This window comes from Longimicrobium sp. (assembly GCF_036388275.1).
Lineage (GTDB): Bacteria > Gemmatimonadota > Gemmatimonadetes > Longimicrobiales > Longimicrobiaceae > Longimicrobium.
In genome coordinates, this window is record NZ_DASVSF010000113.1 from 220,943 (window position 1) to 238,908 (window position 17,966).

Genomic DNA, 17,966 nt, shown 5'->3' on the forward strand with positions numbered 1-17,966 from the left:
CTATGTTTGGCAGGCGTCGCCGCCCCGTCCGGGACGGTAAAACACTCCAACAGCCGCGTGTCCCTCCCGATGCCTCCGTCCACACTCCCGCTGATCGTCGTTTGCTGGCTCGGTGCGTGCGCGGCGGGCTGCGACATCACGTTGGCCGTGTCGGCCGGGGCGCAGACTGCGGAGTGACGAATACTATTGCGCTGGGTGCATCGGAGAACATGAGCGATCCCGCGTGCGAGAACTGCGCGACGGTGCTCGTCGGCGCGTTCTGCCATGCTTGCGGGCAGGCGGCCGGCCCGCCAGCGGCGTCGGTGCGGGCGTTCGCCAGCCAGGCAGCGGCCGACCTCACCAACCTGGACTCGCGCCTTCTCCGCACGCTGGGCACGCTGCTGGGGCGTCCGGGGCGGCTGACCCGCGAGTACCTGGACGGGCGACGCGTCCGGTACACGCAGCCTCTGCAGCTGTACCTGGGAGCCGCGGCGGCGTTCTTCTTCGTCAACGCGTATCGCCCGTTCCTGACGTTCGATCCGCGGACCACGAGGGTCGTCAGCTCGCTCAACGCCATCGGCGTCAGCGGCACCGTCAGCAGGGAATCGCTCGCGCCGCTGGCGTCGCGCGGCATCTCGATGGAGCTGTTCCGCGAGCGCTTCGAGGCGACGGTAACCGGATACCTGCCCGCGTTCCTGGTGGCGTCGGTGCTGCTGTTCGGGCTGGTGCTTCACCTGTTCCATCGCCGCGCGCCCGCCGGGTACGTGGGCCACGTCGTGTTTTCGCTGCACTGGAGCGCGTTCTTCCTGCTCCTGATGATCCTCGACCGGCTGCTGCCGGCGCGCCCCCCGGGCCAGCTTCCCGGTCTGACGGACGCGCTGATTGCACTCATCGCGTCCGTTTACCTGGGCGTCGCCCTTCACCGGGTGTACGGGGGAGGCTGGCTGCCAACCGTCCTCAAGACGGTGTGCCTCTACCTCCTCTATCAGGTGCTGCTCAGCCTCTGGATGCTCTCCGCCATCGCGCTCGCCTTTACGGTGCTCCTCTGACGACGGCCGGCAGCATGGGACAGCCCATCTACGACACCATCGGCATCGGCTACTCCGCCTATCGCCGCCCCGACCCTCGCATCGCCGCGCAGATCGCCGACGCGCTGGGCACGGCGTCCACCGTCCTGAACGTGGGCGCCGGGGCAGGATCGTACGAGCCGGCGGACCGGAGGGTGGCCGCGGTGGAGCCGTCCGGGGAGATGATCCGCCAGCGGCTTCCCGGCGCGGGGCCGGCCGTACGCGCTTACGCCGACCACCTGCCCTTCCGCGACGGCTCGTTCGATGCCGCGCTTGCCGTGCTGACCATCCACCACTGGCCGGACTGGCGAGCCGGGCTGCAGGAGATGCGGCGGAGTGCCCGCGACCGCGTCGTCATCCTCACGTGGGATCCCGAGCATCCCGGGTTCTGGCTGGTGCAGGACTATTTCCCCGAAATCGTGGAGATGGACCTGCTCACCATGCCTGCGATCGCGCAGATGGAGAGCGTCCTGGGCCCGGTGGAAGTCCGTCCCGTTTTTGTCCCGGCGGACTGCACGGACGGCTTTCTCGGCGGCTACTGGCGCCGGCCGGAGCGCTACCTGGATGACGGCGCGCGCGGGGCCATCTCGGCGTTCGCCAAGCTCCGCGATCCGCGCCCCGGCCTGGAGCGGCTGCGGGCCGACCTCGCGGATGGCTCGTGGAACGTGCGCCACGGCTACCTCCTGGCTCGCACCGCGCTCGACATCGGCTATCGCCTGATCGTTGCCTCGGCGGGGTCCCGTCACGCATACTGAACGGTCGGTCCGAGCCTCCTCCGGCGGTCCCGGGGCACGCGGCATCCCTTCCGCCGCGTCAGGTACGCCGCGTTCACCTCTCGCCTTCCCCTGATGATGATCCGCATCGCCCGGCTCTCGCTGATGCTCGCGCTGGTGCTCGCTGCCCCGTCGCGGGCGCAGCAGGGTGCGCCTCCGCCGCCGGAGCGGACGGACGCGGCGCTCACGGCGCGGCTCGACAGCCTGGTGCGCGGCTTTCGCGGCCACGTGGGCATCTACGTGCGGCACCTGCCCACGGGCGCCACCGTGGCCATCGACGCCGACACGGTGTTCCCCACGGCCAGCATGATCAAGGTACCCATCCTGCTGACGCTGTACGACCAGGTGCAGCAGGGCCGGCTGAGCCTGGACGCGCGCGTGCCCTACCCCGACACGCTCACCTACCGCTACACGGAAGCGACCGACGTGGTGGGCTACATGGCGGCGGGCGACACGCTGCCGCTGCGGGAGCTCGCGTTCCTGATGCTGACCATCAGCGACAACCACGCGAGCCTGTGGATCCAGGCGCTGGTGGGGGGCGGCGCGGCGGTGAACGAGTGGCTGGATGAGCACGGGTTCCGCCACACCCGCGTGAACTCGCGGACGCCGGGGCGCGAGCAGGCGCGGTCCGTCTACGGGTGGGGCCAGACCACGCCCCGCGAGATCGCCGAGGCGCTGGTGATGATCCGGGAGGGACGCGCCGTCAGCCCGCGCGCGTCGGAAGAGATGTATCGCATGCTCACCCGGAGCTACTGGGACCAGGAAGCGCTCTCGCAGATTCCGCCCACCATCCAGGCCGCCTCCAAGCAGGGCTTCGTCGACCGGTCGCGCTCCGAGGTGCTGCTGGTGAACGCGCCCACGGGCGACTACGTGCTGGCCATCATCACCAAGAACCAGGTGGATACCGGCTACCAGCCCGGCAACGAGGGATCGCGCCTGCTGCAGGCCGTCTCGCGCGCGGTCTACGAGCACTTCAACCCGGAAGACACCTGGCGCCCGGCGCGATGATGGGTCCACATCTTACGACCTCTGCTTTACTGTCATGATCGTCCACGAATCCAGCTACAAGCGCTGGCTGCAGAAGCAGGGAGTCGGCTCCAAGGATCGCGTTGCAGATTCCGCGGCGTCGTACATCTCCTATCTCCGGTCCGTTTCCAGTCTCCTCGGTGAGGCGATCTCACCGGAGATCCTGTCCGACGAGGGAGACGTCGAACGGATCTTGAGGCGGATCCGCGGGATGAGAGCCGACAACACCGTGCGAAACTACGGATCGGCGATGCGCCAGTACGTAGCCATGGTTGAAGCCGGTGCTCATCCGTGAGCGCCCCCGAGTCCATCGTCCTGAGCTGGAGCGGCGGCAAGGACAGCGCGCTTGCCTTGGCGCGACTCCTCGACGATCCGCGCTTCCAAGTTGTGGCCCTGCTCACTACCGTGACCGCCGGCTACGACCGCGTGAGCATCCACGGCGTCCGGCGCGCGCTGCTGGATGCGCAGGCGGAGGCGATCGGCGTTCCGGTGCACGAGGTGACGCTGCAGCCGGAAAGCAGCAACGAGGCGTACGATGCGGCGCTGGCGGAGGCGCTGGATCGGCTGCGCGAACGGCACCCGGAGGTCCGGCGGATCGCGTTCGGCGACATCTTCCTGGAGGATGTGCGGCAGTACCGCGAGCAGCGCATCGCCGCATCCGGGTACGGCGCCGTATTCCCGCTGTGGGGCGAGGCGACGGACTTGCTCGCCCGAGAGGTGATCAGCCGCGGGATGGAAGCCCGGCTGGTCTGCGTAGACACGGATGCACTCCCCGCCGCGTTCGCGGGACGGCCGTACGACGAATCGCTGCTGGCGGACCTGCCGGACGGCACCGACGCGTGCGGCGAGAACGGCGAGTTCCACACGTTCGTCTCGGCGGGCCCCGGCTTCCGCGAGCCCATCCCGTACGATGTCGGCGAGGTGGTGATGCGCGGCGAACGCTTCGCGTACTGCGACCTGGTGCCCGCGCACGCCCACGCCTGAGCGTTCCGGGAGTTCGCTGTTCGCCATTGGAACCGGTTCAAGCGCCAAACCCCGTGGTTCACCGACGACTGAGCCGCGAATCCCGGCCGGTGTGCCGCCGGCCGGAGGGGTGCCGGAGTATGGCGATGGCGGAGAACGGCGCGTGGTGCGCGGTGTGTGGCGGATCCCTCGGTCGCTGCGAAGTTTGGTCAACCGGCAGGTTCTACGTGGCCGCTCCGTCGGGATGATAGCGTGTGCTTCGGCAGGTGCGACGTGCGTGCAGGGTTCACCCGCTCCCGATGCGTCCCGCACTTCCGCACTGACGCACTCACGCACTGCTGTCCCCTCTGGCACGCAGCTTCCGATGCACCCGCCCGCAAACCCGACTCGTCACCAGGAGAACGCAGTGTCCGAGCAAGCCGGTCCCGTGGCCGCCCTGGAAGTGACGCCCCCGTCGCAGCTGGCCAGCACCGGCCGCGCCGCCGAGCTGGCGCAGCTGCTCCAGGGGCGGCGAGGCGAGCGGCACATCGTTGCGCTGCAGGACTTTCCCGACCCCGACGCCATCTCGTGCGGCCTGGCCTACCGCGAGATCGCCCACCGGTTCGGCATCGCCGCCGACCTGGTGTACGACGGGCAGATCAGCCACCCGGAAAACCGCGCGCTCGTGAACCTGCTGGGCGTTCCCATCCAGCAGTACGAGCCCGAGATGGACCTGGAGACGTACGCCGCCGCCGTGTTCGTCGACAACCAGGGCTCCACCACCCACCTGACGGACCGGCTGAAGGAAGCGGGCGTGCCCACGCTGGCGGTGGTGGACCACCACGACCCCGATGACGTGCTGGACCCCATCTTTTCCGACGTGCGGCCGATGGGCGCCGCGGCCACCATGTTCGTGGAGTACCTGTCCAGCGGCGAGCTGCTGACGCTGGAACGGAACAACGAGCACCACACCCGCCTGGCCACGGCGCTGATGCACGGCCTGCACAGCGAAACCGACGGCTTCGTGCACGCGCGGGCGCCCGAGTACCGCGCGGCGGCACACCTGGCGCCCTTCATCGACCCGGACCTGCTGGAAGAAGTGCTGTGCGTGCAGAAGTCGCACGCCACGCTGTCGGTGATCGAGCAGGCGCTGCACAACCGCGTGGTGCGCAACGGCTTTTCGGTGGCGGGGGTGGGCTACGTGCGGTGGGCCGAGCGCGACTCCATTCCCGTGGCCGCCGACTTCCTGCTGACGGAGGAGAACGTGCACACCTCCGTGGTCTTCGGGCTGCTGGCGGAAGAGGACGGGCGCGAGGTGGTGTCGGGAAGCCTGCGGACGCACCGGCCCACGCTGCACGTGGACGAGTTCCTGAAGCGCGCCCTGGGCGAAGACCTGCGCGGCCGCCCGTACGGCGGCGGGCGCAGCCGTGCGGGCGGGTTCGAGATCGACGTGGGGTTCCTGAAGGGCGACGAGGACGATCCGAACCAGCAGGCCATGAAGTGGGCCCTGTTCGACCGCCGCATCCGGCGGAAGCTCTTCCGCGCGGCGGGGGTGGAAGAGCTGGACGAGATCTGCGGGCCCGACGAAGAGTGAGGCGTCAGCCGGCGACGAACACGTTCCACTCGCAGGCGTCCGCGCCGCGCGCGGTGCAGGCCACGTGCTTGGCGTTGTGCGGCCGGGCGCCGTACTGCGACATCAGCTCGCTGACCACGCCGGTGTAGAAGGCGCAGGCGGCGCCGCCGGGGTCGGCGTTGCTGGTGAGGGCACCGCGCAGGCGAACGGTGAAGGGCCGGGGCTGCACCTGCAGCTGCGCCGTGCCCGCCAGCTGCCCGATCACCCGGCGCGCGGCGCGGGCGGCGGCGCGCATCTTCATTCCCGAGGGGAGCAGGCGCGCCCAGCGCCGCGAGGCCCCCGACTTTTCCTCCCACGCGCGGCGCGCCACGCGGCGCCCCGCCTCTTCGAAGATCTCGTCGCAGTCCGGCCGGCGGATCACCAGCCGGATCAGGTCTTCGACGGTGGCGCTGCTCTGCAGGCTCTTCTTGCGCGTTTCTTCGCGGAACTTGTGGATCTGCAGGTACACCACGTCGCTCAGCCCCAGGCGGCGGGGCATGCTGGCGGCCAGGTCTTCGCCTTCCAGCAGCTCCTCGGGCCGGTCCATGTCGCGCATGGTTTCCAGCAGGATCAACGGAAAGACGGGGGTCACGCTGGGCGTGTTGGGCCCAACGGGCCGGCGGCTGGAGGTCCTGCTCATTCTCGCGGAGGATCCGTGCATCTCGGTGGATGAAGGCGCCCAATCTCGCCCGGATACCCGCCTCCTGGCAAGGTGGGGCGCCGGAACGACTCCTGCCTTGCCGTGACGCCGTCCGTCGTCCCGAAGCGTCCACCGCACCACCGTACCTGGAGATCGATGCCGTTTCCTCCCGCACACATGCTGATCGGCGCCGGCCTGGCGGAGGTCGCCCGCTCCGGAATGCGCGACCCCCTGCCCCGCTGGCAGGCTTGGGCGGTCGGCGCGGGGATGGCGGCGCTGCCGGACGTGGACATCGTGCTGGGGATTCTGCTGGGCAAGGGCGGCTCGTACCACGGCACGTTCACCCACAGCCTGTCGGCGGTGGTGGTGTGGGCGCTGATCGGGTACGCCGTCGGCGGGGGGCGGTGGGCCGCGGTGTTCGGCGTGGGCTACGCCTCGCACCTGGTGGCGGACCTGCTGGACGAAAGCGGGCCCACCAACCTGATGCTGGGATGGCCGTTCTCGGGGCAGCGGCCGTACTCCATCGGCAAGCTCTTCCCCAAGGTGCCGGTGGAGGGGGACGGGATGGCCGACACGGCGCTGAACGTCCTGAGCCCGGAGTCGCTGATGCTGCTGGCGGCGCAGACGGCGATGGCCACCGGCTTCTTCGCCGTCTTCCTCCTGCTCGCGCGGCTGATCCGCGGCCGGCGGGAGCGCGTGTCGGTCGCCTGAGTCAGCGGCCGATGTCGGAAAGCAGGTCGTCCATGGCGATGGAGCAGCCACGCGCCTCCGCCCCCCGGGCGCGGCCCAGCACGCGGATGCCTTCCGGCGAGGTGATGCCCAGGTCCGCCGTCTGGATGGCGGCGACGGAGTGGAGGTTGGCCAGGTCCACGTGGCGCAGCACGCCCGTCTCGCCGTGCGGAAGCGGCTTCAGCGTCTCGGGATCGGTCGCCTGCGTCCGAACCCACGCGGGGCCCATGTGCAGCCGCCGCGAAGGCGGGAGCGCCGACCCCGCGACGCCGTCGTAGAACTGCGAGCTCATCTCCGTCATCCCGTACTCGTTCACGCACCAGGCGAACGGAACCCCCAGCAGCTCGTCGAACCCGGCGTACAGCTCCTCGCGCGTCACCTCTCGCGAGCGCCCCTTGAATCCCCCCGTGTCCATCAGCCGCGACCCCGCTGGCAGACGGTGGCGCACGCCGGCCTCGCGCAGCGCATCCAGCCAGTGCACGAACGCGAAGGCCGTCCCCAGGATGCACACCGGCTCGCCATCCCTCTCCGCGGCACACAGTGCGTCACCGAGCCCCTGGTGGTCGATGCCGCCGTCCGGGGACACGAACCATCCGCTGCCCTCCCCGCCGAAATCCGCCATCACCGCACCCGCCATGTGCGAAAGCGACGAGTCGGGCAGCGCGGACGGTGGCGGGACGAGCGAGATTACCCGTGGGCGGGCGCCGTCCGGCAGCAGGTGCGCGGCGAAGCCCGCCCGCAGCGCGGCATCGTACAGGGCCAGGTCGGGCACGTGGTGCGTTCCCCGCCGCTCCGGCCCGGCCGTGGTGCCGCTGGTGCGGAAGACGGCGGCCATCTCCGCACCCGCGTCGCCGCAGACGAGCGCCGCGGCCTTGAACGCGTCCGTGGGCACCGCGGGGATCTCGCCCCAGTGCGCGATGGAATCCGGAGAGGCGCCCCGCCGATCGCAGAACAGGCGGTAGGGCTGGTTGCACGCGTACTGGTGGGCGAACACCGCGCGCGCCAGCCGGTCGAACTCGCCGTCGTCCATGGCGGTGCCCGGCCCCATGCGGATGCGGGACAGCAGTTCGGAGCGCAGTTCGTCAGCGGCAGTGGTCATCGGCGGATCGGATGCGGTGCTCGGGCGCGCGGACAGGGATCGCGCGCGGCGGGATGTTGGGTGCGCAGGGTGTGCTTCGGCAAGTCCGCGGGGGCCCTCACCCGGCCGCGCTGACACGCGTGCCACCCTCTCCCACAAACAGCGTGGGAGAGGGGGTACACACCAGAGTCGGGTGCGCGGGGTTGGTCTGGTGCTCGGGTAGGCGCCCCCCATCCCCAGCCCTTCCCCCGCAAACTGCGCGGGGGAAGGGAGCCAGTGTGGCGCGTCACCGAAGCTGTCGCGAACACGAAAGCGTGTCATCCTGAGCCCCAGGCGCACCGCATTATCCCGTACGACAAGCCACGCGGGGCGAAGGATCTAGCCGCGGATACGTACCAGCCCGGGCGCGGCAGCGGTCACCGTAGCAGAGGCCTCGGCTGCCGTGGGGCCCGGCGCCCGTCCTCGCTTATGCTCGTCCACCCTCTCCCACGAACAGCGTGGGCGAGGGAGTACACACCAGACCGGGGGCAGTGCGTCCAAGGCCGGCGCGGCGACCGGCTCTGTCACCGAAGCCGAGGCCTCGGCCCTGCTGGGGCGAATGAATTCGCGGCAACGACGGCCCAAAGTCCGCCTTCGCGGACTGCAAGCGGAGTCGAGTGCGACAGGCCCACCGAAGCGCACCGGACTGGCTCCCTTCCCCCGCGGCAGTTTGCGGGGGAAGGGCTGGGGATGGGGGGCTCCCGAGGCATGCACCAATCCCCGCTCTCACGCGATCGAATTCTCCCCTCTCCGCACGTAGTTTGTGCGGGGAGGGGCCGGGGGAGGGGCCACCCTTGGGCCTGCGCCGACCCCTGTGACAGCGCCGCCCCCCCCGCATCCCCCCAACAACCCGGCCCCGCCCCCGAATTTCGGGAGCGGGGCCGGGGTGCCGTGCGGCAGCCTGCGGGCGATCAGTACCCGTCGCGGCCGCGGCCGTAGCCGCGGTAGCCCCGGTCGTACTGGTCGCCATTCATGTTGCCGTAGTACGGCTCGTTGCCGATGCCGCCGGCCCCGCTGGCGCCCTGGTACCCGTTGTCGTACTGGCCCCGGCCTCGGCCGGCGTTCCAGCCGGCCCCACGGTTCATGTCGCCGCCCGGGCGCATCCCGCCGGCGGAGCCGCCCATCATCCCCCGCCCGCCGAAGTCGCGGCCGTAGCCGCCCCGCGCGCCGTAGCCGGGCCGGGCGTCGTCACCATCGAACGCGTTCTCCACCTGGTCCCACCCGCGGCGGACGGCGTTCTGGGCGCGGTCCATCCAGCCGCCGCCCTGGTCGTGCCCGCCCATCGCACGGCCGCGGTCCATTCCCCCGCCCATGTAGCCGTTTCCGGCGCCGTGGCCCATCCGCCCCGAGCCCCAGTTGTGGCCCCATTCGGCGTCGCCGCTGCCCAGGTTCCACCCGCGGTCGCGCCCCAGGCCGCCCTGGTTCATCCCGCCGCCCTGGTAGCCGGAGTCGTAGCCGCGGCCCATGTCGCGCCCGCCGCCATGGCCCTGCGGCCCGTACCAGCCGGCGTGGAAGGGACTGGTGTCGCTGCCGCGGTTGCCGCCCAGGTCCACGTCGCGGTCCAGGCGGTCGGCGGCGTCAGCCGTCCAGGCGCCGTCCGTCCACGCGTTGGCGCCGCTGGTGTAGTTGCGGCCGCCCCCGCCGCGGTGGGTGCCGCCGTAGTTGCCGCCGGCGTCCATCGTCGAGCGGTTCTCGTAGTCCTGGCGCATGTGGTCGCTCATCCCGGCCTGGTGCACGTCCTGGCCCTGGAAGGCGCGCCGCAGGGCGTTCCCCGCCCGGTCGAAGAAGCCGCCGTCACGGTGCCCGCCCATGCCACGGTTTCCATACTCGTCGCTGCGGTCCCAGTTCGCCATCGTCGCCTCCTGCGTTATCGGGAATTCCGGCCCTCGCGGGCCGCCGACCTGAGGCGCCGTACGGGTGCAATGTCCGTTCCAGCCAACGGGTTGCGGCGTTCCTCCATCCGCGACGGAGCTTGATCCGGAAGCGCCCTCCGGCTACGTTGCCGGTTTCCCGCCGCGACCGGTGCGGCGGCCTTGTGCACGACCCTTTTCCGGCCCCGGCCGGCTGGTGCTGACGACGATGGACGATACCGTGTTCGGCGTGCTGCGGGCCCACTCCGAGTTCCGCGACCTTGACGACGCCGAGGTGCGCGCGCTGGCCGAGCTGGCCCAGGTGAAGCAGTGCCCGGCGGGCGGATACCTGTTCCGCGAAAGCCAGCCGCGCCGCGCCTTCGGCATCGTCGTGCGCGGGCGGGTGCAGATCGGCAAGGGGTTCCAGGGCGCGCCGCGCGTGCTTCACGTGCTGGGGGCGGGCGAGTCGTACGGCGAGGGAAGCCTGCTGGACGACTATCCCCACTCCACCAGCGGGCTGGTGAGCGAGGACGTGGAGCTCGTTGAGATCCCCCGCTCGGCCCTGATGGAACTGGTGGAGCGGAACCCCCGGCTGGGCGGCAAGCTCGTGATGGTGGCCGCGCGGGTGATTTCGTCACGCCTGCGATACGCCAACCACCTGGTCAACCGCCGCGGTTCGGGGTACCTGTCGGGGGAGACGAGGACCGAGCACGACCTGCTGGGCGAGCGGCAGCTGTCGGTAGACCTGTACTACGGCGTGCAGACGCTGCGGGCCACCGAGAACTTTCCCATCACCGGCATCACCATCGGCCAGTACCCGTACCTGATCAACGCGCTGGCCGCCATCAAGGAAGCGGCGGCCATGGCCAACCGCGACCTGGGGCTGCTGACCGACGAGGTGGCCGATGCCATCATCGCGGCCAGCCGCGAGATCCGCGACGGCAAGCTTCACGAGCAGTTCGTGGTCGACGTGGTGCAGGGGGGCGCCGGCACCTCCACCAACATGAACGCCAACGAGGTGATCGCCAACCGCGCGCAGGAAATCCTGGGCCGGCGCAAGGGCGACTACGACGTGGTGCACCCCAACAACCACGTGAATCTCAGCCAGTCGACCAACGACGTCTATCCCACCGCGCTCAAGATCGCCGCCAACTGGGCCATCGAAGACCTGGTGCGCGCCCTGGGCGAGCTGAAGGACGCGTTCCACCAGAAGGGAGCCGAGTTCGGCCACGTGCTGAAGATGGGGCGCACGCAGCTGCAGGACGCCGTGCCCATGACGCTGGGGCAGGAGTTCAACGCCTTCGGCGTCACCATCGGCGAAGACATGGACCGGCTGCGCGAGGCCGCCGCGCTGATCCGCGAAACCAACATGGGCGCCACGGCCATCGGCACGGGCATCAACACCGACCCGCGCTACGCCGGCGTGGTGTGCCAGCGGCTGTGCGAGGTCACGGGGCTGGAGCTGGTCACCGCGCCCGACCTGATCGAGGCCACCTCCGACACGGGCGCCTTCGTGCAGCTGTCCGGCATCCTCAAGCGGGTGGCCGTAAAGCTCAGCAAGATCTGCAACGACCTGCGCCTGCTCTCGTCGGGGCCGCGGGCCGGGCTGGGCGAGATCAACCTGCCGCCCATGCAGCCGGGGTCGTCCATCATGCCGGGGAAGGTGAACCCGGTGATCCCCGAAGTGGTGAACATGGTGTGCTTCCAGGTGGTGGGGAACGACCTGACCATCACCATGGCGGCCGAGGCGGGGCAGCTGCAGCTGAACGTGTTCGAGCCGGTGATCGGCTTCAACCTGTTCCAGTCCATCGACATGCTGGTGCGCGGCGCCGTGGTGCTGCGCGGGCGGTGTGTGCTGGGGATCACCGCCAACGTCGACCGTCTGCGCGCCATGGTGGAGAACTCCATCGGCCTGGTGACGGCGCTGGTGCCCTACATCGGCTACGAGCGCTCCAGCGAGCTGGCGCTGGAGGCCATGGCCACGGGGCGCGGGGTGTTCGAGCTGGTGCGCGAGAAAGGCTGGCTCCCCGAGGCGCGCCTGGCCGAGATCATGACCCCCGAAGGCATGACGCACCCGCGGCCGATGCCCCTACAGGACGCGTAGGCGCCCGTCCGAGCGGCCGCGCCCGTCACGGTCGCTCAGCGGCGCCAGCGCCGATAGATTGATCCGGCCAGTCCCTCTCCCCCTGCCCGCCAGGATCGTGATCCCGAGACTCCGGGAAGTCCGCATCGGCAACTACAAGAGCATCGAACAGGCCGTCGTGAGCCTGTCCGGCATGACGGTGCTGGTGGGCGCGAACGGGTCCGGGAAGAGCAACTTCGTCGACGCGCTCGCCTTCGTGCAGGAGTGCCTCTCCACCTCCATCGAAGCCGCGTTCCGCAAGCGCGGCGGCGTCACGCAGGTGGCGCGGCACATCCGCGCCGGCGGACGGGAGGATCTCGAGTTCGCATTCGTGATCGACCTCGATCCGTCCACCGCGGCTGAGTACGGATTCAGCATCGCTTCCGACTGGAACAAGACCCCGGAGATCATCCGCGAGTACTGCACGATCCGGGAAGCGGGGGAGGAAAAGCACGCCTTCGAGCTGGAGCGGGGCAGGTTCACGAAGCGCATTCCCGGAATCCGGCCCCTCGTGGAGCCCGGGCGACTGATGCTGTACGCCGCATCGGTCACACCGGAGTTCCAGCCGGTGTACAGCTTTCTCACGGGCGTCCGCATGTACGCGATCCACCCGGATGACCTCAGGGAACCGCGTGCGCCGGAGCCGGGGCTGGAACTGGAGAGCCACGGCCGGAACGCCTCATCCGTCGTCCGCGTGCTCACGGAACGCTTCAGCGACCGGCACGCGCGGATCGAGGGCGTTCTTCGAAGTGTCGTGCCCGGCCTGGAGCAGGTCCTGGTAGAGACGATCGGGTCGCGGGAGTTCGTGATGTTCGTAGAGGCGACGGACCGGGGGCCCGGAGCAATGCTGCTGGACGCCTCGACCGCGTCGGACGGAACGTTGCGAATGCTGGGGATGCTGCTCGCCGTGTATCAGCCCGCCACACCGACGGTGCTGCTCGTAGAGGAGCCCGAAGCGACGATCCACCCCGCCGCCGCCGACGTCATCGTTTCCGTGCTGATGGATGCCGCGAAGCGCTCGCAGGTCGTGATCACCACGCACAGCCCGGACGTGCTGGACAACAAGGAAATCACCGACGACATGCTGCGCGTGGTGTCGAAGCCGAGCGGCCGGACGGTGATCACGCCCATCTCCAGCGCTTCACGAACCGCGGTCCGGCAGAACCTGTATTCGCCGGGCGAGCTTTTGCGGATGGACGAGCTGAACCCGGAGATCGATCCATCCCACCCGAGTTCCGCGCCCGAGATCGACCCGGCGGGAACCGCGGGCTGAGGCGATGGCCGTACTGCCGATCGTCGAAGGGCACGCCGAGACCGAGTCCGTTCCCGTCCTGCTGCGCAGGCTGGGGATTCCGTGCGTTCGCCCGTTTCGCGTCAAGCGCAACAAGGTCGTGAAGCCGGGCGAACTGGAGCGCGCCATCGAACTCGCGACGATGGACCGTACAGGCGCCACCGCCGTGCTGGTGCTGCTCGATGCAGACGACGACTGCCCCGCCGCGCTTGCTCCGGCGCTTCTGCAGCGGGCCAGGGCGGTCAGCCCCCTGCCCGTCTCCGTCGTTTTCGCCGTGCGCGAGTTCGAGGCATGGTTCCTGGGCGGGGTCGGGTCGCTGCGGGGTCATCGTGGAATTGGCGACGATGCCTCCTACGACGGCGACCCGGAGCAGCCGAGGGGCGCGAAAGAGCGCCTGGAAGCGCTCATGGCCGGCCGGTCCTACCTGGACACCGACGATCAGCCCGCGCTGATGGCTGCACTCGACATCGACGAAGCACGCCTGCGCTGCCCGTCGCTCGACAAGCTTTTGCGCGATCTCGAAGCGCTCCCGTAGCAGCGGCTTGTTCCAAGGCTCCCGTGTGTCCGGAAGCTGGTGCCGGCATCTGGCGGAAACCGGTGTTTGTGGGCTATCATCCCTGCCCGCAGGCGACCGTCGTGAGCATCGGACCCGATCACAGCCAGGCTCTTCCAAGCCCAATCCGTCATCCGCTGTCCTCCTGCCCCATCGGCGTGTGTCCGCAATCGGGCACACCCGCGCGGCATGTTTTTTCACGTAAGTCGTTTTTCGCAAACAATCTCCGGAGCGGCATCGGGGGTGCCATTCCGGGGCGCGGGACCATCCACCCCCATTCGCTTTCTCACAGGAACAGAAAACACATCATGAAGCGCACACTGATCGCCTCCGCCCTTTTCGCGGGCACCATGCTCTCCGCGGGCGGCCTGGACGCGCAGGTCTCCAAGAACTCCGGGTTCCTGCTGAACCTGCACGTTGCCGGAAACTCCATCGAGACGACCTTGGAGGATATGGAATCGGAACGTGAGACCGGCGGCGGGCTGGGGCTGGGGCTCGGCTACGGATTTGGGGAAACCTTCGCCCTCGTGATCAACCTCGATGCGGCGAGCGTCAGCTCCGACGACGATGACGCGGACGAGGACGCTGAAGACCTCGCGCTGGCGCACTTCGACATCGGTGGCCGGCTGAACTTCGGCAGCACGGCGTCGGCTCTCCGCCCGTACGTGAACGCGGCGTTCTCGGGCGTCGCCGAAGGCACCACCAGCGAAGATGCGGACGAGAACGTCACCATCAGCGGCGCGGGCTTCACCCTCGGCGGCGGCCTCCAGTACTTCTTCTCGCCCCGCTTCGCGCTGGACGCGGGCCTGCAGGGCAGCTTCGGCAAGTTCAACCAGATCCAGTTGGGCGACGAGTCCTCCGAGATCGACGAGGATGTCAAGTTCACCACGGCACGCCTGCAGCTGGGCGTGACCTTTCACCCGTAGTCTTGCGATGGGAGGCGAGCCGGGGGCCTGACGAGGGCTCCCGGCTCGTTTCGCATCACGGACCTCTTCCACGAACTCTCCCATGCGCAAAGCACTTCTCGCCGCCGCCGGCGCGGTGCTCGTGTCGTCCACGGCCCACGCCCAGACGTCCGACACCCGCGGCTGGATGGTGAACGTGCACGTCGCCGGCACCGCCACCGGGGGCGCCGGCCAGGATGCCGAGATGCGCCGCGGCGGCGCGCTGGGCGTAGCGGTCGGCTACGGCTTCTCCGATCGCCTGGCCCTGCTGCTGAGCGCGGACGGCGGCCGGGTGAAGTACCCGGGCCCGGTGATGGCCGACGGCGGGGCCACCGGCAGCTACGACCAGCTGACGATCGACATCGCCCTGCGCGCCAGCTTCCTGGACGAGCACTCGCCGCTGCGGCCGTACCTGGCCAGCGGCATCACCGGCGTGGCGGAAAGCCCGCGGCCGGACGACGCCGGGATCGTCACCTCCGGGGGCGGCATCACCATCGGTGGCGGGCTGCAGTACTTCACCTCGTCCAGGGTGGCCATCGACGCCGGCCTGCTGGTTACGGCCGGCAGCTTCACCGGGTTCGAGGTGGACGGGGAGAAGCACGAGTACGACGAAGGCCTGGGATTCAGCCACTCGCGACTACAGCTGGGGATCACCTGGCACCCCTGAGCAGCGACGGGCTCTGAGTACGACACGGCGGCGCGGAGGACATCCTCCGCGCCGCCGTTTCGTCGTCCGTCGCCCGTCCATCCAGTGTCAGCGCGGCTGCCCGGGTCGGTTTACCCATGATTCCGGATGGGGAGAAGAGTATTCTGTTCTCGCAGGTTGTGACCGGGAACGAGACTCCACACACAAAGGAAACGCCTCATGTCCATCATCGATATCCCGGCCCTTTCGCTCGACCAGCGCCTGGAAGGCGTGTTCGGCGAGAACACCGATCCCATGTTCCTGCTGGACGAGCGCGCCGCCGAGCTGATCCCCGACTACCAGGCCATCGTGTGGGAGTGCGACGCGAAGACCTTCGTGTTCTCGCACGTCAGCCAGTCGGCGGAGGAGATCGTGGGCTACCCGGCGCGGCGGTGGGTAGACGAGCCGACGTTCTGGGCCGACGTGGTCCTTCACCACGACGACCGCGACGAGTCGGTGACGTACTGCGCGAGCGAAACGGCGTGCGACCGCGACCACGACTTCGAGTACCGCGCGCGGACGGCGGACGGACGCGTGATCCGGCTTCGCGACGTGGTGCGCGTGGTGCCGCCGATGGACGGACATCCCAAGCGGCTGCGCGGGATCATGCTCGTGGTGGGCTGAGGACGCCGCAGGGGCGGGGGAGAACTTGGTCGGGGGACGACCAGGGCCGGTGCTCGCCTCGGCAGGCCCCTCCCCCGGCAAACTGCGCCGGGAGAGGGGAGAACTTCGGACCGGGTGCGACGGGGCCGGTGCATGCCGCGGGAGCCCCCTCTCCCGGCCTCTCCCCCGCAAACTGCGCGGGAGAGAGGAGCACTTCGATCGGGGTTCGACGGGCTGCGGGCGCATGCCTCGGGAGCCCCCTCCCCCCGGCCCCCGTCCCCCGCTTCGCAGGGGAGGGGGAGACCTGAATCGCGCTCCGGCTGGCCTGGCGCGCCGGACTGGCTCCCTTCCCCCGCGCGGTTTGCGGGGGAAGGGCTGGGGATGGGGGGCCCCGGCCCGTGCACCGAACCTCGCCCGACGCACCCGATCCCGAAGTGTACCCCCTCTCCCACGCTGTTTGTGGGAGAGGGTGGACGAGCATAAGCGAGGACGGGTGAGGGCCCACGGCAGCCGAGGCCTCGTGTCTGGTGACCGCTGCCGCGCCCTGGCTTGTACGTGTCCTCTGCTAGATCCTTCGGCCCGCGCGATATGGTGTTAGTGCGAGTGCGGTGTGGCTTGGCCTCAGGATGACACGCTCCGCGGCCGCCGCCCGCCTCTACTCCTCCACCGAACCGCCGCGGCCTCGGTGGCGGTCCTTGGGGTCGCGGTGGGCGATGCGCGCGGGCACCAGCGCGCCCTTGCCGTACTTGCCAGTCACCCGGTCCGTCGCCTCCGCCAGCTTGCGGTCGCGCGCCGTTTCCGGACCGCCCGGTGTGTCCGCGAAGAGCGCCGGTTCCCGCTCCTCGTCGCCCGTCAGCTTCGAGACGCCCACGCCCAGCAGCCGCGCCGCGCCCGCCCGCTTGGCCAGCAGCTCGCGCAGCAGCTCGCGCGCGATGGTGAAGATCGCGCGGTCCGATTCGATGGCGTCCGGCGCGGTGCGGCTGGCGGAGCGGTCGGTGAAGTCCGCGTAGCGAAGGCGAACGGTCACCGTGCGCGCCCGCAGCCCGTCCGCCCGCAGCGAGGCGCCCGTCTCCACCGCCAGCATCATCAGCCGCGTTTCCAGCTCTTCCGGGTCGGAGATGTCGATCGGAAACGTTCGCTCGTGCGAGATGGATTTCTGCGGACGCCGCGGGGCCACGCCCCCGAAATCCTCCCCGCGCGCCAGATGGTACAGCCACTGCGCCCGCGAGTCGCCCACCCACGACGTCAGCGTCGCCAGGTCCAGCGGTGCGATGTCGCTCACCTGCGTGGCGCCCCGACGCCGCAGCGCCTCGGCCAGCGCGGGGCCCACGCCGGGGATGTCGGAGAGGGCGAAGCGGCTCATGAACGCGGCCTCGCCCCCCGGCGGAACGATGTGCACGCCGAACGGCTTGTTCACCGAGGCCGCCATCTTGGCCAGCGTGCGCCCCGTCGCCCCGCCGATGGAGATGCTGATGCCCGTGCGGTCCATCACCGCCTGCTGCATGCGGCGGCAGGTTTCCTCCAGCGGCTCGCCGTGGTACAGCAGCTCGGTGCCCGTGAGGTCCAGGTAGAACTCGTCCACGCTGGCCGCCTCCACCACGGGCGAAAACTCGTCGAGCACCGCGCGCACCTCCTTGTGCTTGCGGTTCACCATCTCGCCGGGAACGGGGACCACGACGCCTCGCGGGCAGAGCCGGATGGCCGTGGCCATGGGCATTCCCGCGTGCACGCCGAACTTGCGCGCCGCGTACGAGGCCGACGTCACCACTCCACGCCCGGTGGCACTGCCGCCCACGAGCACCAGTTCCGAACGCCCCGCGCCTTCCGGGTCCGCCAGCATGGCGCAGCGGACGAAGTACGAGTCGCAGTCGGCTAGGAGGATGCGTGGGATCAACAAGAAAGTGCGTGAGTGCGTTAGTGCGTCAGTGCGAAAGTGCGAAAGTTAGGGCGCGAGTTAGGCGATTGTGAGCGGATGATGAGCGGCGGCACGCGGGGGTGGCGCTGTGGCGGCTGTGGAAGGATAATGCGCGCGG

17 protein-coding genes are annotated in these 17,966 nt (G+C 69.9%); 13 read left to right on the top strand and 4 right to left on the bottom strand.

Features of this window, described 5'->3' with window-relative positions:
- Nucleotides 1-173 precede the first annotated feature (173 nt).
- The 6 genes from VF632_RS27355 (at nucleotide 174) to VF632_RS27380 (ending at nucleotide 5,381) form a co-directional block, all read left to right on the top strand.
- On the top strand, nucleotides 174-1,028 hold the full coding sequence (locus tag VF632_RS27355) for a DUF3667 domain-containing protein (protein WP_331026140.1): 855 nt from the start codon (nucleotides 174-176) through the stop codon (nucleotides 1,026-1,028).
- Nucleotides 1,029-1,042: 14 nt separating this feature from the next.
- Complete coding sequence (locus tag VF632_RS27360) at nucleotides 1,043-1,801, top strand: class I SAM-dependent methyltransferase (protein WP_331026141.1); 759 nt, start codon at nucleotides 1,043-1,045, stop codon at nucleotides 1,799-1,801.
- Nucleotides 1,802-1,894: 93 nt separating this feature from the next.
- On the top strand, nucleotides 1,895-2,827 hold the full coding sequence (locus VF632_RS27365) for a serine hydrolase (RefSeq protein WP_331026142.1): 933 nt from the start codon (nucleotides 1,895-1,897) through the stop codon (nucleotides 2,825-2,827).
- A gap of 34 nt (nucleotides 2,828-2,861) precedes the next feature.
- Nucleotides 2,862-3,140, top strand: coding sequence for a hypothetical protein (locus VF632_RS27370; RefSeq protein WP_331026143.1), 279 nt, complete (start codon nucleotides 2,862-2,864; stop codon nucleotides 3,138-3,140).
- Nucleotides 3,137-3,829, top strand: a complete 693-nt coding sequence (locus tag VF632_RS27375; RefSeq protein WP_331026144.1) for a hypothetical protein — start codon at nucleotides 3,137-3,139, stop codon at nucleotides 3,827-3,829. The genes VF632_RS27370 and VF632_RS27375 overlap by 4 nt, the downstream gene beginning before the upstream one ends.
- Nucleotides 3,830-4,214: 385 nt before the next feature.
- Nucleotides 4,215-5,381, top strand: a complete 1,167-nt coding sequence (locus VF632_RS27380; protein WP_331026145.1) for a bifunctional oligoribonuclease/PAP phosphatase NrnA — start codon at nucleotides 4,215-4,217, stop codon at nucleotides 5,379-5,381.
- 4 nt (nucleotides 5,382-5,385) lie between these two features.
- Here VF632_RS27380 and VF632_RS27385 read toward each other — a convergent pair whose 3' ends face one another.
- Nucleotides 5,386-6,039, bottom strand: a complete 654-nt coding sequence (locus tag VF632_RS27385; protein WP_331026146.1) for a 4-vinyl reductase — start codon at nucleotides 6,037-6,039, stop codon at nucleotides 5,386-5,388.
- Between the two features lie 156 nt (nucleotides 6,040-6,195).
- Between VF632_RS27385 and VF632_RS27390 the strand changes: the two genes are divergently transcribed.
- A complete protein-coding gene (locus VF632_RS27390; protein WP_331026147.1) occupies nucleotides 6,196-6,750 on the top strand; it encodes a metal-dependent hydrolase in 555 nt (184 codons plus the stop codon).
- A gap of 1 nt (nucleotide 6,751) precedes the next feature.
- Here the strand turns inward: VF632_RS27390 and VF632_RS27395 are convergent, their stop codons facing one another.
- Both VF632_RS27395 and VF632_RS27400 read right to left on the bottom strand, forming a co-directional pair.
- Nucleotides 6,752-7,867: a hypothetical protein gene (locus VF632_RS27395; protein ID WP_331026148.1), complete on the bottom strand. Its 1,116-nt coding sequence runs from the start codon at nucleotides 7,865-7,867 to the stop codon at nucleotides 6,752-6,754.
- 929 nt (nucleotides 7,868-8,796) lie between these two features.
- The gene (locus tag VF632_RS27400; RefSeq protein ID WP_331026149.1) at nucleotides 8,797-9,738 is read right to left on the bottom strand and encodes a hypothetical protein; all 942 of its coding nucleotides are present in this window, start codon (nucleotides 9,736-9,738) and stop codon (nucleotides 8,797-8,799) included.
- A gap of 226 nt (nucleotides 9,739-9,964) precedes the next feature.
- On the opposite strand from VF632_RS27400, the gene aspA reads away from it, so the two are divergent.
- The 6 genes from aspA to VF632_RS27430 all read left to right on the top strand — a co-directional run bounded on the left by aspA (nucleotide 9,965) and on the right by VF632_RS27430 (nucleotide 15,954).
- Entirely contained in the window at nucleotides 9,965-11,839 is a 1,875-nt protein-coding gene (gene aspA, locus VF632_RS27405) for an aspartate ammonia-lyase (RefSeq protein ID WP_331026150.1), read from the top strand.
- A gap of 97 nt (nucleotides 11,840-11,936) precedes the next feature.
- The gene (locus VF632_RS27410; protein WP_331026151.1) at nucleotides 11,937-13,130 is read left to right on the top strand and encodes an AAA family ATPase; all 1,194 of its coding nucleotides are present in this window, start codon (nucleotides 11,937-11,939) and stop codon (nucleotides 13,128-13,130) included.
- Between the two features lie 4 nt (nucleotides 13,131-13,134).
- Complete coding sequence (locus tag VF632_RS27415; protein WP_331026152.1) at nucleotides 13,135-13,683, top strand: DUF4276 family protein; 549 nt, start codon at nucleotides 13,135-13,137, stop codon at nucleotides 13,681-13,683.
- Between the two features lie 326 nt (nucleotides 13,684-14,009).
- Nucleotides 14,010-14,627 carry an outer membrane beta-barrel protein gene (locus VF632_RS27420; protein WP_331026153.1) on the top strand — a complete coding sequence of 206 codons (618 nt, stop codon included), beginning with the start codon at nucleotides 14,010-14,012 and terminating at the stop codon, nucleotides 14,625-14,627.
- Nucleotides 14,628-14,709: 82 nt separating this feature from the next.
- Entirely contained in the window at nucleotides 14,710-15,312 is a 603-nt protein-coding gene (locus VF632_RS27425) for an outer membrane beta-barrel protein (RefSeq protein WP_331026154.1), read from the top strand.
- Nucleotides 15,313-15,510: 198 nt separating this feature from the next.
- Nucleotides 15,511-15,954, top strand: a complete 444-nt coding sequence (locus VF632_RS27430; protein WP_331026155.1) for a PAS domain-containing protein — start codon at nucleotides 15,511-15,513, stop codon at nucleotides 15,952-15,954.
- Between the two features lie 634 nt (nucleotides 15,955-16,588).
- Here the strand turns inward: VF632_RS27430 and VF632_RS27435 are convergent.
- Nucleotides 16,589-17,827 (bottom strand): DNA polymerase IV, encoded by a 1,239-nt coding sequence (locus VF632_RS27435; protein WP_331026156.1) that lies wholly within the window; start codon nucleotides 17,825-17,827, stop codon nucleotides 16,589-16,591.
- Between the last annotated feature and the right edge of the window lie 139 nt (nucleotides 17,828-17,966).

Coding starts and splice junctions, on each gene's coding strand:
- VF632_RS27360 (WP_331026141.1), top strand. CDS start 1,043: ATGGGACAGCCCATCTACGACACCATCGGCATCGGCTACTCCGCCTAT.
- VF632_RS27365 (WP_331026142.1), top strand. CDS start 1,895: ATGATGATCCGCATCGCCCGGCTCTCGCTGATGCTCGCGCTGGTGCTC.
- VF632_RS27370 (WP_331026143.1), top strand. CDS start 2,862: ATGATCGTCCACGAATCCAGCTACAAGCGCTGGCTGCAGAAGCAGGGA.
- VF632_RS27385 (WP_331026146.1), bottom strand. CDS start 6,039: ATGAGCAGGACCTCCAGCCGCCGGCCCGTTGGGCCCAACACGCCCAGC.
- VF632_RS27390 (WP_331026147.1), top strand. CDS start 6,196: ATGCCGTTTCCTCCCGCACACATGCTGATCGGCGCCGGCCTGGCGGAG.
- VF632_RS27395 (WP_331026148.1), bottom strand. CDS start 7,867: ATGACCACTGCCGCTGACGAACTGCGCTCCGAACTGCTGTCCCGCATC.
- VF632_RS27400 (WP_331026149.1), bottom strand. CDS start 9,738: ATGGCGAACTGGGACCGCAGCGACGAGTATGGAAACCGTGGCATGGGC.
- aspA (WP_331026150.1), top strand. CDS start 9,965: ATGGACGATACCGTGTTCGGCGTGCTGCGGGCCCACTCCGAGTTCCGC.
- VF632_RS27415 (WP_331026152.1), top strand. CDS start 13,135: ATGGCCGTACTGCCGATCGTCGAAGGGCACGCCGAGACCGAGTCCGTT.
- VF632_RS27420 (WP_331026153.1), top strand. CDS start 14,010: ATGAAGCGCACACTGATCGCCTCCGCCCTTTTCGCGGGCACCATGCTC.
- VF632_RS27425 (WP_331026154.1), top strand. CDS start 14,710: ATGCGCAAAGCACTTCTCGCCGCCGCCGGCGCGGTGCTCGTGTCGTCC.
- VF632_RS27430 (WP_331026155.1), top strand. CDS start 15,511: ATGTCCATCATCGATATCCCGGCCCTTTCGCTCGACCAGCGCCTGGAA.